The following is a 13,381-nucleotide window of genomic DNA, read 5'->3' on the forward strand; positions in this document are numbered from 1 at the left end:
GGTAATGCAGGAGATGTTTGGCAATCCAGCATGCTGGGATTGTGGGCAGATACCCCTGGTCGAGACATTCGCCACACTTCCTCACGGCGCGTACTTTAGTTCGCGTCAGCTCGCTGTCTCTATTCTCCAAGAGTTGCACGCGCCCACGTTGGCGTGGCTACTGGACGGAAGCTATCTCGGGGAGGATGCAAAACTGCGAATACGACGCGAGCTCGCCGCAGCAACATCGGAGTGGGCGTCCTTAGCGCGAACAAGGCAGACAGAAGGCGAGTACTGGGGGATGGTGCAGCGAAGCCTGAGAGCGCGTAGCTGCAAGTATGTGTCAATCGATCAGGTTACAGCGCTACTAGTCAACCACAGGGACAAGTCACCCGCTGACCACACCCTCCATCTAATGGCGATAGCTGAAGCCACAGGCGTGATGTTCGTTATGACTGGGGTGCACAAAGCCACGCAGTTGTGGTCGGTCAACTCCGAGTTGCGACGCCGAGTCACAACCGTTTGGGTGCCTCCATATAGTGATAGGCGTCGGGATGACAAACTGCCGTTCCTTCGTTTGCTCAAGTCATTGGCCACTCGCTACGGGCTATCACAGGATGATCTGCTAATCCGGATGGCCAACGAGATCCTTGCCGCTACCGGCGGCGTATTCGCTGAGGTGGTCGAACTACTGGGGCGGGCAGATATTGCTGCGAAGCAGGAGGGATGCAACAGAATTCTCAAGCGACACATTGAGATCTCCTACTACGGAAGTGAGGATCTTAGGAATCTATGGCGGGACATCGACGCCTTTGAGATGAGCATGGTTGCCGGCAGTGTCACTGAGCGATCAGAACATGTGAAGGCGCGCTGGGGATCTCCAACCTGAGGGAAGGAAATGGTGACTACCGACTCAAATCAGTTCCGGTGGGGCGCCGATGCAAGGCGGCGGCGCGACGATCTCGCGCGAAAACTGCACGCCAGGAGGCGGTTCGCGGCTGCATTAATCATTGCGATTGCACTCCTCTCCCACCTGGCAGAGCTGGCGGAATCCACCAGTCACGAGGGCCAAGATATAGGCCCTTGGCAGGAAGGTGTAGAAGCGCTCGACAAAGCGGAGGATTTCTGATGGAACTTCTCCAGCACTCAGCATACAGAGGGCCGCGAGATCGACTGAGGGCAGCCCTAGACAATCACAGACCGGGGCATATGGTCTACGTCATCGGTCCGTCCGGTGTAGGGAAGACCACGATGCGTCGGAGCGTTATGCGTGAGATGTTTGGGAATCCAAACCTGTGGGAAAAGGGAAAAGTTCCTGCCATCGAGACGTTTGCGTGCTTGCCAGTCGGAGCATACTTCAGTTCGCGATATCTCGCCCGCGAGTTGTTGCAAGAGCTTAACGCGCCGACTCTGACTTGGGCGCTGGAGGGCAGATCACCTCGGTCAATTCCCCCTTCGGACATTCAAGCCGAAGTGCGCGACAGAGACCTTCAGCTTGGACGGTATCAACTCAGGCTCACCGAAGCGGAGTGTTGGTCGTCTGTAAGGCGGTCCATGATTGCGCGTGACTGCAAGTATGTCGCTATCGATCAAATATCAGCGCTTCTGGTGAATCACAAAGACAAGTCACCTGCAGACCATGCATTGCACTTGATGACGTTAGCAGAGTCCGCTGGGTCGATGCTGATAATGAGCGGAATCCACAGGGCAGTTCAACTCTGGTCGATCGGATCCGAGCTTCGCCGAAGTGTGACGTCTATATGGGTTCCGCCATATAGCGTTAGAAGAAAGGAGGACCGGGCTCCATTCTTGCGCCTCCTTATGTCGCTAAGCGAAAGGCACAATTTCTCTAAACAGGACCTATTGATTCGAATGGCGGCGGATCTACTGGTCGCGACGGGAGGTGTCTATGGAGAGGTGGCTCAACTTCTGTCGCGAGCTGCGGATGCGGCCAAGCAGGAAGGAAGCGAGCGGATCCTTAAACGTCACATAGAGGCCTCCTACTATTCAGACAACGATCTTGCCAACCTTTGGCGAGATATCGAGGAATTCGAGGATGCAATGGAGGCTGGAAGCGTCACAGCCAGAGCGAAACAGCTCAAGTCTAGTTGGGCCTCCTCTTATGGGGAGGTGTGCCGTGAAGTCTAGCATTCACCGATTTACCTGGTCGTCCTTGCCTCCACTTCAATTGAAGGGTGTGGGAACGTCGCGAGTTGAATCCTTGGAGCACTACGTTCTACGGCAAGCGTGGACAGTCGGCGTGACCATGGCCAATATGATGTCGATAGTCGGTCCAGCTATTGCTGGTGGGCGTAGAGGACAAGTCATGGGCTCGGGCAAGTATTGCGGTCCCAGCCGTGACTTCAGTCACCGTATCAGCACGCTCAAGATGCTGACCGCCCAGGACGACCTGCAGTGCGGCACATTCTGGGTTTTGGAGGACGTACTGGCAACCTACGGAGGAGGCCGAGACACAACGCGCCGCCGTTGGTGCCCAGTGTGCTACCGCGATTGGGACGATGATCTCTCATATGAGCCGCTATCGTGGATCGTCGACATTCAAGCTGAGTGTGACCTGCATAAATGCAAGCTCGAAACCACCTGTTCAAGGTGTGGCGCGGACCAGCCGAGCTCAACAGACTACCAGCGGCGCAGAAGATGCCACAAATGCAAGCAATCGCTTTCCGGTGATGGCGCCGCCGCAGCGATTACTGGCGACGAGGCATGGGGTCAGCAGCAGCTTGCATCCATAATCGAACTTTGCGCGACGCCCTCACAACCCCAGATTCCCTTCGAAAACTATGTTCGATTCGTGAAACTGCTCGTTGACGGCCATCCGATGAGGCGGGCATATCCTAACGCTCTCAAGGCGGAATTCTACCGCGCTACCAAGAACTTGACCAGGGGTCGGACGACCATTCGTGCCATTGTCAATCTCTGCGCTCTCCAGTCCATCTCAGCACGCGACATCTTGCTAAGCCCAGATGCGGCGGCTTCCGAGCCGCTGTTGGATCTTTGGTTTAGCTATGCAACGTTAAAGCTACCTGTTGGGAGGCATGCGGAGCGGCTCGAGCGATGTGCCAAATGCTTTTCAGATGTTCTGAAAGCATCCGAGAAAGACCACTATGTGCCGCAGATGAAAGTTGTACTTAGACGCTTCAGGCTCAATAGGCAGTTGCTAAGAGAGATGCACCTTGACGTCTACGAGGAGTACAAATTGAGATACGAAGAGCAAGGTCCGTACAGTCAAAGAGTTCACTTGAACAGGGCAATGGATCTTGCGCTACAGATGGTTGAAGGAGATGCAGACCAAGCGGGATCCCACCGCAAACTTCAGCAGGCAGCCAAGCAAATCGGCCAGCGATGCAATGTGTCGCTGGATGTGGGATTCTCGGTGATGCTCGGAGCACGAAACGTGCTGAAGGCGCTAAGTGAAAACCGCTTACGAAAACAGCCGTCTGGTGGCCGGCGACCACATAGCGTCGCCTAGCCCTCGCGGCCTCTGTCAATTTTCATTCGTCTCGTGAGCCAGTCCCAATTCGGCGCGAATACGCTTCAAGACCAGATCGCGCAACGGTCTACGGAGCGAACCATCAATGGCTGCGGCATAGATGTCATCATCTCGATCTCCGATGGGCAGGCCCTCCAAGCGTAGCGAAGCCTGAGCTTCAATGATTGCTTGGCGAAGCTGACTTCTACTGGCCATTGCCGCCCCGGAGGTTTAGCTGATTCTAGCGAGAGTTCACATGGCGAGGGTTTGCCATGAGGGCTCTAATCCTTCGGATCCGACGCAACTTTGACCTAACGCCTTTGCTTTCGGTGACGCTAGTAGGCTGTACCGCTCGACACCGGCGTCTCTTGGAACCTGGTGAAGTGACCGAGTTGCCTAGGATCGCAGCGGCCCGAAGCTATCCCGGCCGCATTGGCCCTGATCCAGGTCCGCTTCTGGCCAGAAGCGGATACTGCAATCATTGCTGCCTGAGCGCACTCTCCAAAGGCAAGGGGAGCGCCTGCTGTTCGCCCGCTGTCACATCAACTGCGACTAGCTGAAATCTTTGATCGCCTACCTGGCAGGGCATTCCGCGCACCAGCATCCTGTTCGATCTGATGACTAATGATTCTCAGGACTTGCTGCGGTACCGGTGTACGGCTGCCCCGCTATCACTACTTGATCAGGAAGTCATTCAGTGATTTTCCGCTTGCTACCAGCTCGGCTATCCATCGCGGTTGCCGCCCTCGACCGGACCACGTCTGGCCGCGCACTGCAGGATTGCGGTACTTGGGGGCGGTGTTGGGCACTGTCGATTTGGCAGACCTCCGATCACCTCGCTTCTTGGCGGTTTCGGAGGGCACGATCACTGAAGCGCCGTAGAGTTCCTCTATCGTGTATCCATGATCCTTGACGTACTTGTTGATCTTGGCGCGCATCGCTGTGGCCTTAGGGCGTGACAGCACTTTGGACTGCTGCTTCTCCGCCTGAGCAATCAGTGAGCGAAGTTCCTTGGCAGAAAGGCCGCTGATATCAATAGTCATGAATTCTTCCCCGGTGTCGAGGCCCTAGCCTATTCTCAAATGACATTGCGTGTCACTCCACATCCACTATGAGTCGCTCAATCACAGGATCGACTATTAAAAAGTGGATCGTGTTAGCTACTCTCTCACTGCACATGATTTTCACGTGGCATATGGGCCTGAGGACTAAAGACGCGCCGTGAGTGATTGCTGTGGCGTCGCCAAGAGTTCTTTGAGATCGCCAGTTTGAGGCATTGGATGAATCGACGTTAGACTCAAGTGCTTTCCGTAGCAGATCAGGGAGGCAAGGCGCATAACCGTGAGATCAATTCCCTTCATTGTCGCTGCCGCGTTGGCGGGAACTTCGCTGGCTGCAGATGCTTCTGAGGATAACCTCCATAGAGATCCTTACTTTGATCCAGGAGGCGCCGTCAGGTTCAACTATGGCTGGCTCGACTACGGGCCGACCAGCCGCCTGCAGCTTGAACTGCTGCGCGCAGACCTTGACGCTGGATCCGGACCGTTTTCCTTCTCTGCCCAGTACCGCTGGTACGATGGTTTCGACGCCGTGCATCACGCGTACGCGGGCTGGCAGTTCTCCGATGTTACCCAGCTGAAGGCAGGTATCCAGCAAGTCCCGTTCGGGCTGCTCCCTACCGTTTCGCAGAGTTTCTGGTTCGGCTCCGGCTACTACCTGGGCGTCGAGGATGATTACGATCCGGGCCTTGTAGTGATTCACCGCAGCGGCAGCACAACCTGGCATCTTGGCTGGTTCTCCGGAGACGAATACGGGTCCGGGGCTCGCTACGATCGCTACTCCTTTGATGTCGCGCAGACCGAGGCGTTGCCGTATCGCGAGCGGCAACGACTGCATGCACGCGTGGAGAGCGCGCGCGACTGGGGCGGCGGCGAACTGTTGCTGGGCGCATCAGCGTTTGCTGGCAAGGTGCAGAACACTCAGACACGGCGTCACTACGGTCATCAGGGCGCTGCCCTCCATGCACAGTGGCAGCGCGATGGTTGGACCGCGCAGCTGCAGTGGGCGCGGTACCGGTATGACGTGCCCAGAGATCGCATCGCAATGTCGGCGTTCCAATCCCCCTTCCAGGTTGCAGCGCAGGCGGATGTGCCAAGCGCCAACATCGCCTATTCGTTCGGCCAGAAGGGCTGGCTGGATGACATCACCTGCTATAACAACCTCAGCATGACCCGCCCGGTCGGGCACCGCGCGGGCCTTCGTGATTCGTGGCAGAACGTGACCGGTTGCAGCCTGCAGAAAGGCATCATGCTCACCTATGTCGACTGGATCGCTGGCCGCAACATGTGGTTTGCTGGTGGTGATGGTATCGGCATCGACGAAGGAGGCCCTTCCAGCTGGCATTCGCGGCTGAACCTCAATATCGGCTTCTACTTCTGATCGGCCTCGCGCAAGCCGCAGGTTCTTCCACCCAATAACACGGAGGTATCCATGCAGAGCACGGCTCCGCAACATCCCCCCGTTCGCCAGCGGATCCTTCCGCAGGTGTTCATTCCCACGGCAGCCATCGTCATCGCGCTGCTCGCGCTTGCCGCCTTCGCGCCCGAAATGGCCACGCGGTGGTTCACCGCGGCCAAGTCATGGGCTGCCAATGATGCAGGTTGGTTCACCATCCTTGCAGTAGCCGGCTTCCTGGTCTTCGTTGTCGGCGTCGCCATCAGCAGTTACGGCCGCATCAAGCTCGGCCCTGACCACAGTACGCCGGACTACAGCTACGGCTCCTGGTTCGCCATGTTGTTCGCTGCCGGCATGGGCATCGGTCTGATGTTCTTCGGCGTTGCCGAGCCCATCATGCACTACGCCACGCCGCCGGTTGGTTCGCCCGAGTCGGCCGCCGCTGCCCGCCAGGCGATGCGCATCACCTTCTTCCACTGGGGCATCCACGCATGGGCGATCTACGCTGTGGTGGCGCTGTCGCTGGCGTACTTTGCGTACCGACACAATCTCCCGCTGCGTGTCCGCTCCGCGCTGTATCCGCTCATCGGCGACCGTATCCACGGCCCGTTGGGACATGCCGTAGACACGTTTGCCGCGCTGGGTACCATCTTCGGCCTCGCCACCTCGCTGGGGCTGGGCGTCATGCAGATCAACGCCGGCCTGAACTACCTGTTCGGCCTGGAGGTCAGTATGCTCGCCCAGGTTGGCTTGATCACCGTCATCACACTGGTGGCCACCGGATCGGTCGTGGCTGGCCTGGACAGCGGCGTACGCAGGTTGTCCGAGCTCAACATGATCCTGGCGGCGGCGCTGCTGGCCTTCGTGCTGGTCTGTGGACCCACCGTTCACCTGATGCAGGCGCTGGTGCAGAACACCGGCATGTACGTTTCCCAGCTGTTCTCGATGACCTTCAACCTTTATGCCTACGAACCCACTGGTTGGCTGGGTGGCTGGACGCTGTTCTACTGGGGCTGGTGGATTGCGTGGTCGCCCTTCGTTGGCATGTTCATCGCGCGCATCTCACGTGGACGCACCGTCCGTGAGTTCGTGGTGGGGGTGCTGCTCGTACCGCTTGGCTTCACATTCCTGTGGATGACCATCTACGGCAACACCGCGTTGCACATGGTGCGGGCGGAGGGCATACAGCAGTTGGTGCAGGCGGTCTCAACCGACAGCTCGATGGCGCTCTTCGAGTTCCTGGAGCACCTGCCGCTGACCATGCTGACCTCTTCGCTGGCGGTCATCCTGGTTGCGCTGTTCTTCGTAACCTCAGCGGACTCCGGTGCCCTGGTAATCGACATGCTCACCTCGAAGGGTGAGCAGGAATCGCCGGTCTGGCAGCGGATCTTCTGGGCGCTGCTGGTCGGCGGCCTGGCGATTGCATTGCTGGTGGCTGGCGGGCTGGAATCGTTGCAGGCTGCCACCATTGCCAGCGCGTTGCCATTTACGATCGTCATGATCCTGATGTGCTGGGGACTGCTGAAGGCCATGCATCTGGATGCCACCAAGCGCTCGATCCTGCGCGAGGCACGTATCCTACCGGGTACCAGCGAGGATTGGCGGGCGCGCCTGCGCCTGCTGGCGCACAACCCGTTGAAGATCGAGGTGACCGGCTTCATCGAGCAGCGCGTCATTCCTGCATTGGAAGAGGTTGCCGCTGAGCTTCGCAAGCAGGATCTGCCGGTCCAGGTCTCCAAGGGAGAGGATGGTCGTGCGTGGCTACAGGTTGGCCATGGCGAGGAGATGGACTTCTTCTACTCCGTACGGCCCCAGCCCTATGAGCCGCCGACGTTCGCCCTGCAGGATCCCCGTCGGCCGGTCAGCGAGGGCACCCGTCATTACCGTGCGGAGGTCTATCTGCGGGAGGGCGGGCAGGACTACGACGTCATGGGGTGGACCAAGGTTCAGCTCATCCACGATGTGCTCGATCAATACGAACGCCACCGACAGTTCCTGGACAAGGTGCGCTCGTAGAATCCGTACACAGATGCCGCCCGGAGGGGCGGCATCTGCCTTGGGCCGGGCATGACCCTGCCTTTGACGTGGCCTCGGCACCCGACCGTGCTATTGATGGTCTAACTGCCCAGGAAGTAGCCCATGCTCACCCGACTGAGGCTCGCAGCCAGCAAAGTTACCAAGCGGATGTGGTTCCGTTCGACCCTGTATGGCGCCCTGGGCATCATCACGGCGTTGGCCGGCGCGTTCCTGAAGTTCCTCATTCCCGTTGGCCTTGCCGCACGGATCGGCGCAGATTCCGTCGGCAACATCCTTGGCATACTTGCCGCGTCAATGCTGACGGTCACCACCTTCTCGCTGTCCACCATGGTCTCGGCATACGGCTCCGCATCCAGCAGCGCCACCCCGCGCGCGGCCCGCCTGCTGATCGAAGACGCCCGGGCCCAAGGTGCGCTGGCCACCTTCATTGGTGCCTTCCTGTTCTCGATCGTCGGCCTCATCGCGCTCAGCACCGGCATCTACGGAGACAGCGGCCGGCTTGTCCTCTTCGGGGCAACCATCGCGGTCATCATCGTCATCACAGTGACGTTGCTCCGGGCTATCGAGCAGTTCTCACGCTTTGGCCGCGTTGGCGAAACCATCGATCTGGTGGAGCGGGCGACCAAAGCAGCAATGAAGCGCCGCGCCGAGCAGCCTCGGCTCGGCGGAGCCAGTGCGGTCCCGGTAGGGGAGGGGGCGGTACTGCTGGTTGGCGATCAGGTTGCCTACGTTGAACATGTGGACGTCGCCCGGATTGACGGCATTGCACAAGAACATGATCTGCGAGTTCATCTGCTCTGCCAGCCGGGTACGTTCGCAACTCCGGCCCGTCCCTTGATAGCCATCGAGGGAAATCCACTTCCGGACGTGCAGAGTGAAGTGATCTCAGCCATCTCCTTCAGTGACGCGCGCTCCATCGAGAATGACCCACGGTTCGGGCTGGTCGTGCTTGCGGAAATTGCCCAGCGAGCCATGTCACCTGCGGTGAACGACCCTGGCACCTGCATCGACGTCATCGGGACCTGTGTCAGGCTGCTCTGTGCATGGGCCAGCCACACCGGGGACGCTGCGACGTGTGAAGTGCTCTATCCGCGTGTGCACGTGCAGTGCCTCGATGTCCACGACATGTTCGAGGATGCATTCACACCAATCTCCAGGGATGCCGCCGGCTCGCTGGAGGTCAACATCCGGCTGCAGAAGGCCTTCGTAGCGTTGGCAGGGTCCTCGAATGAAGCGACAAGAGTCGCATCACAGGCGCATGCCCGCATTGCGTTGGAGCGCGGCCTATTGGCCATGGATTTCGAAGCTGATCGCAAGGCGCTTCGAGCCGTCGTATCTTATTTGACTCTGGAAGATGTGGACCAACGTTCGTAGTATCTTCCTATCAATGCCTTTGAAGCGCTGCGCTGGCTATCAGTGCTCGGCTGTGGTCTGGAACACATACGGTCAGCTCACCTTCCACAGCATGTATGCGGCAGTAATGAAGATCAGTACTGAAAATACCGTGTTCAGAGCTCCACGATAGCTGGCAAGCTTCGTCGAAATTGCTGCTCCTGCAGTACCGCCAGCCATCCCGGCAACGACGAACACTGCCGCGAGCTTCCAGTTGATCAGGCCTGCATGCGCGTAGTTCAGTGCGGTGGTCATGCCGAATGCGGCGACGGCGAGGAGCGAGCTTCCGACTGCGGCAATGATCGGCATTCCCGTCGCGGCCACAAGTGCGGGCACGATGAGGAAACCTCCGCCAATGCCAAAGAAGCCAGAAAGCCCACCGGCAGTGGCGCCCAGCCCAATCAGTGCGGGTGCATTGCGTCTGCCGAGCCGAGCGTCCGCGAAGCCAAGCGTGTTGCGCCTGCGAAGCATGGCGATGCCGACAATGACCATGACCACAGCAAACAGCGCCAACAGCCTGTTGCCGTCGAACGCCTTGCCCAAGCTGGAACCCAGGTAGGCGCCCGCGATCCCCGCCAGGGCGAAGACCGAGGCACAGGGCCAACGAACATTCCCTCTACGGGCATGTATCACCAGATTCGACACCGCGTTGACCGCCACTGCCAGGGCGCTGGTACCGATAGCCACATGCGGATCTTCCACTCCGACCACGTAGAGCATCAGTGGTACCGCCAGGATGGATCCGCCCCCGCCAACCACGCCGAGGACGAAGCCGACCAGAACGCCAGACAGGCCGCCCAGCACCCACTGCAGCAGAGAGAGCGTTTCCATATGTCAGTCGCCGGACGCCGGAACTTGCTGCAGCCGTGTTGCGATGGAGGAAAGGTCATAGCCTGCGTCCGAGGCAACAGACAGGACGTGGGCAAACGCCGCTCCGTTGTGAACGACTTCCGACAGCGCCCAAAGCATCGCAGCGCGGGTGCCGGTTCTGCAATACGCGGCAACAGGGCGTGGCAGCGCGTCGATCAACTTGGCAAAGGTATGCACCTGATCATCGGTAATGACACCAGGCACTACCGGAAGATAGGCAAATTGCATGCCCGCCTGTTGGCAGGCAGCCTGCAGCGCATGGTGACTGGGCTGCTCCGGCTGTTCGTCGTCGGGCCGATTGCAGATCACGCTCCCAAAGCCCTGCTCCTTCAGAGCTTCAATATCCTCTGGCAGGAGCTGACCGGATACCTTGAGGTAGGCAGAGAGTGGCTTGAGGTTCATGGTTGTCCCGTAGTTGCAGTGGGGCGATGAATGAGGCCATGCAGGATCACGCCTGCGATCATTGCCGTGGTGAAGATGATCGCGAAGGGCTGGCCGGTTCCCAGCAACGCGATGGCAGGGCCGGGACACACTCCGGCCAGTCCCCAACCCAGGCCGAATATCGCCGCACCGATCACAAGGCGCCGATCGATGATGCGATGGGTGGGAATGTGCAGCGATGCGGCAAGCAGCGGCGTTCTGCGGGCGCGTATCCACAAGTAGGCTGCGCTGGATGGGATCAGTGCGCCCAGCATGACCAGCGCCAGAGAAGGGTCCCAGGCGTCGCTCACATCAAGGAAAGCAAGCACGCGGGCTGGGTTGGCCATATCGGATACGACCAGTCCCAGTCCGAAGAGTGCGCCGCACAGGAACGCGGCGAGACGGGTCATGCCGTGCCTCCCGCCACAATCCGTACCAGGGTCGCCGTGGCCATGCCCATGAGCATGAACACGCAGGTAGCCATCGCCGACCGAGGCGATGCCCGGCCCAGGCCGCAGACACCGTGCCCACTGGTACAGCCAGCGCCAAGGCGAGTTCCGTAACCCACCAGCAGTCCGGCAATCACCAATACCACTGCTCCGTTTGCGGAGAGCGCCGGCAATAGTATGGGCCTGGCCGCCAATGCCAAGCCTGACGCCAGGGCAAGTCCTGCCATGAACAGGGCTGCACTCCCGCGTCCGCCGTCACCCGGCATGCCCAGTGTCTTGGCAAGCAGACCCGAGATGCCGGCAACGCGGCCGAGAAGGACTAGATAGGCACCGGCCGCTGTACCGATCATGGCACCGCCAGCGAGCGGCCAATACCAGGCCAAATGAGAGAGCGTCATAGCAGGTCCACCGGCAGCTTGAGGTAGCGCACGCCGTTGTCCTCGGGTTCGGGCAGATGGCCGGCGCACATGTTGACCTGCACTGACGGCAGGATCAGCCGTGGCATCGGAAGCGTGGCATCACGAGCCTCCCGCAGTTCCACAAACATGGCTTCGCTCACGCCCTCGTGCACATGCATGTTTGTTGTCCTTTCGGCACCGATGGTTGTTTCCCATGCGAAATGGTCCCGGCCGGTGGCTTTGTAGTCATGGCACAGGAATACGCGGGTGGCGTCGGGTAGGGACAGCAGGCGCTGGATCGAGCGATACAATTGGCGAGCCGAACCACCTGGAAAGTCGCATCGGGCGGTGCCGTAGTCCGGCATGAACAGCGTATCTCCAGGAAACACGGCGTCGCCGATCACGTACGCCAGACAAGCGGGAGTGTGGCCTGGCACGTGCAGCGACATAGCCTGCAGATTACCGATTCGGAAGAAGGCACCGTCGGCGAACAGGCGATCGAACTGGCTGCCATCCCGCTTGAATGCAGTACCGGCATTGAAGACCTTGCCGAAGGTTTCTTGGACTGCGGTGATGTGTTCGCCAATAGCCAGCGCGCCTCCCACCTGCTCCTGCAGCCATGGAGCCGCGGACAGGTGGTCGGCATGCGCGTGGGTTTCCAGCAACCATTGCACCTGCAGGCGCTCGGCACGCACGTAGTCCACCAACGCCGATGCGGAGGAAGTGGACGTGCGGCCTGCGGCCATGTCGAAGTCCAGGACGCTGTCGATGACGGCGCACGCTGAAGAAGTTGGATCGCGTACGACGTGGCTGGCAGTGAACGTAGCAGGATCAAAGAACGTCTTCACGGAAGGCGAGGGAAGCAGGCCGGCACGCGCATCGCTGACTAGGCGCACAGCCTGCTCCAGGGGGGCGTCTGTCTCTACGGATGGGATCATGACTGGCTCCAGGAGGCTTCGTAGCCTGAGAATTACATAGTTACGTAATATGTGCAACTATTGAAACATGCTAGATTGAACGGGTTACCCATGGTGTTCGCATCACCTCAGCCGCCCAAGTTGCCATTGCCTGTGACCAGCCCCCCATTCAGCCCGTCTGACCTAGCCAGGATGAAGGAGCGCGTGCCCGAAGTGGCCGAGTTGCTGCGCTTCATGGCCACCCCCTCGCGCCTGTTGCTGCTATGCCAGCTCGCGCAAGGTGAAATGACGGTGGGCGGACTTGAGGACGCAACTGGCATTCGACAGCCGGCGCTCTCCCAGCAACTGGCCGAACTCCGCCAACGAAAGCTTGTAGCGACCCGGCGGGAATCGCGGTCGATCATCTACCGCATGGCAGACCCGCGCGTTGCAGCACTGCTGGGCGCGATGCATGGGATTTTCTGTGCGGACGATGCATCAACTTGAAGTGGCCTAAGGCATCCTAGAAGGGACGAGCTAGACTCACTGACCTAGGGGAATTTAGGCCATTGGCGTAGTCTGCCCCAAAACCAATTGACCGCAGCAGGCTCGAGGTCTGCTGCGGCCTAGGGATGTTTATCAGGGATGGGGTGGATGTCTGCTTATGGCCGATAGCGGGACATAGGACCCGTGGCGAATGTCCACCTGTTCTTTGGCGATTCGGTCAGAGCTCAATTCAGTCTGATCAACTGCCTACCAGCTTGTCGACCTCGCCTGCGAAATGATCTTGGGATCTGGGGCTACCCTTGAGAATGCACCGAGGCGACCGCAATGCCGGATTTCCCCTCAGGCGCTATGCCGGCCTACAATAGACCGTCAAATACCTAACGGATCGGCTAGCGATGACTCCACCCTGACGCTTGATTGAAGAAGCGATCCAGACACTTAGGTCTGGAAGGGTGCCTGTTTCTTTAGTTTGGCGCGCACGGCTGTGCG

At 59.4% G+C, this 13,381-nt stretch carries 14 protein-coding genes and 1 pseudogene; 9 read left to right on the forward strand and 6 right to left on the reverse strand.

The genetic code is table 11. From position 1 onward, the window contains the following. Window positions 1-4 precede the first annotated feature (4 nt). From ACZK4Z_RS00645 to ACZK4Z_RS00665, 5 genes and pseudogenes are all read left to right on the forward strand, one after another. Window positions 5-397, forward strand: a pseudogene (locus tag ACZK4Z_RS00645) (ATP-binding protein); the annotation flags it as partial. A gap of 216 nt (window positions 398-613) precedes the next feature. After that, window positions 614-868 carry a hypothetical protein gene (locus tag ACZK4Z_RS00650; protein ID WP_478451573.1) on the forward strand — a complete coding sequence of 85 codons (255 nt, stop codon included), beginning with the start codon at window positions 614-616 and terminating at the stop codon, window positions 866-868. A gap of 12 nt (window positions 869-880) precedes the next feature. Further along, the gene (locus ACZK4Z_RS00655) at window positions 881-1,108 is read left to right on the forward strand and encodes a hypothetical protein (protein WP_478451101.1); all 228 of its coding nucleotides are present in this window, start codon (window positions 881-883) and stop codon (window positions 1,106-1,108) included. Window positions 1,109-1,245: 137 nt separating this feature from the next. Further along, window positions 1,246-2,127: an ATP-binding protein gene (locus ACZK4Z_RS00660; protein WP_231114001.1), complete on the forward strand. Its 882-nt coding sequence runs from the start codon at window positions 1,246-1,248 to the stop codon at window positions 2,125-2,127. Between the two features lie 112 nt (window positions 2,128-2,239). After that, entirely contained in the window at window positions 2,240-3,469 is a 1,230-nt protein-coding gene (locus ACZK4Z_RS00665; protein ID WP_197652617.1) for a hypothetical protein, read from the forward strand. A 674-nt stretch (window positions 3,470-4,143) separates the two neighbouring features. Here ACZK4Z_RS00665 and ACZK4Z_RS00670 read toward each other — a convergent pair. Continuing rightward, window positions 4,144-4,512 carry an H-NS histone family protein gene (locus ACZK4Z_RS00670; RefSeq protein WP_075675701.1) on the reverse strand — a complete coding sequence of 123 codons (369 nt, stop codon included), beginning with the start codon at window positions 4,510-4,512 and terminating at the stop codon, window positions 4,144-4,146. A gap of 298 nt (window positions 4,513-4,810) precedes the next feature. Here ACZK4Z_RS00670 and ACZK4Z_RS00675 point away from each other — a divergent pair, with 298 nt between their 5' ends. The 3 genes from ACZK4Z_RS00675 (at window position 4,811) to ACZK4Z_RS00685 (ending at window position 9,334) form a co-directional block, all read left to right on the forward strand. Further along, the gene (locus tag ACZK4Z_RS00675; protein ID WP_478451103.1) at window positions 4,811-5,908 is read left to right on the forward strand and encodes a hypothetical protein; all 1,098 of its coding nucleotides are present in this window, start codon (window positions 4,811-4,813) and stop codon (window positions 5,906-5,908) included. Window positions 5,909-5,959: 51 nt separating this feature from the next. Then, window positions 5,960-7,939, forward strand: coding sequence for a BCCT family transporter (locus ACZK4Z_RS00680; protein WP_478451104.1), 1,980 nt, complete (start codon window positions 5,960-5,962; stop codon window positions 7,937-7,939). A gap of 123 nt (window positions 7,940-8,062) precedes the next feature. Continuing rightward, on the forward strand, window positions 8,063-9,334 hold the full coding sequence (locus ACZK4Z_RS00685) for a DUF2254 domain-containing protein (protein WP_478451105.1): 1,272 nt from the start codon (window positions 8,063-8,065) through the stop codon (window positions 9,332-9,334). A 72-nt stretch (window positions 9,335-9,406) separates the two neighbouring features. Here ACZK4Z_RS00685 and ACZK4Z_RS00690 read toward each other — a convergent pair whose 3' ends face one another. Genes ACZK4Z_RS00690 through ACZK4Z_RS00710 form a run of 5 tightly spaced genes read right to left on the reverse strand, consistent with a single transcriptional unit; the run spans window position 9,407 to window position 12,427 of the window. Next, window positions 9,407-10,168 (reverse strand): sulfite exporter TauE/SafE family protein, encoded by a 762-nt coding sequence (locus ACZK4Z_RS00690; RefSeq protein WP_478451572.1) that lies wholly within the window; start codon window positions 10,166-10,168, stop codon window positions 9,407-9,409. 18 nt (window positions 10,169-10,186) lie between these two features. Then, the gene (locus ACZK4Z_RS00695) at window positions 10,187-10,624 is read right to left on the reverse strand and encodes a protein tyrosine phosphatase family protein (protein ID WP_201119154.1); all 438 of its coding nucleotides are present in this window, start codon (window positions 10,622-10,624) and stop codon (window positions 10,187-10,189) included. Next, window positions 10,621-11,052 (reverse strand): YeeE/YedE family protein, encoded by a 432-nt coding sequence (locus tag ACZK4Z_RS00700; RefSeq protein WP_331600874.1) that lies wholly within the window; start codon window positions 11,050-11,052, stop codon window positions 10,621-10,623. Before ACZK4Z_RS00700 ends, ACZK4Z_RS00695 begins: the two co-directional genes overlap by 4 nt. Next, window positions 11,049-11,489, reverse strand: coding sequence for a YeeE/YedE family protein (locus tag ACZK4Z_RS00705; protein WP_313207944.1), 441 nt, complete (start codon window positions 11,487-11,489; stop codon window positions 11,049-11,051). Before ACZK4Z_RS00705 ends, ACZK4Z_RS00700 begins: the two co-directional genes overlap by 4 nt. Beyond that, window positions 11,486-12,427 (reverse strand): MBL fold metallo-hydrolase, encoded by a 942-nt coding sequence (locus tag ACZK4Z_RS00710; protein WP_478451107.1) that lies wholly within the window; start codon window positions 12,425-12,427, stop codon window positions 11,486-11,488. Before ACZK4Z_RS00710 ends, ACZK4Z_RS00705 begins: the two co-directional genes overlap by 4 nt. A 171-nt stretch (window positions 12,428-12,598) precedes the next feature. Here ACZK4Z_RS00710 and ACZK4Z_RS00715 point away from each other — a divergent pair, with 171 nt between their 5' ends. Continuing rightward, complete coding sequence (locus ACZK4Z_RS00715; protein ID WP_049441866.1) at window positions 12,599-12,892, forward strand: ArsR/SmtB family transcription factor; 294 nt, start codon at window positions 12,599-12,601, stop codon at window positions 12,890-12,892. The last annotated feature ends 489 nt before the right edge of the window (window positions 12,893-13,381 follow it).

The sequence above is a fragment of the Stenotrophomonas sp. 71799_Sma genome, assembly GCF_056482505.1.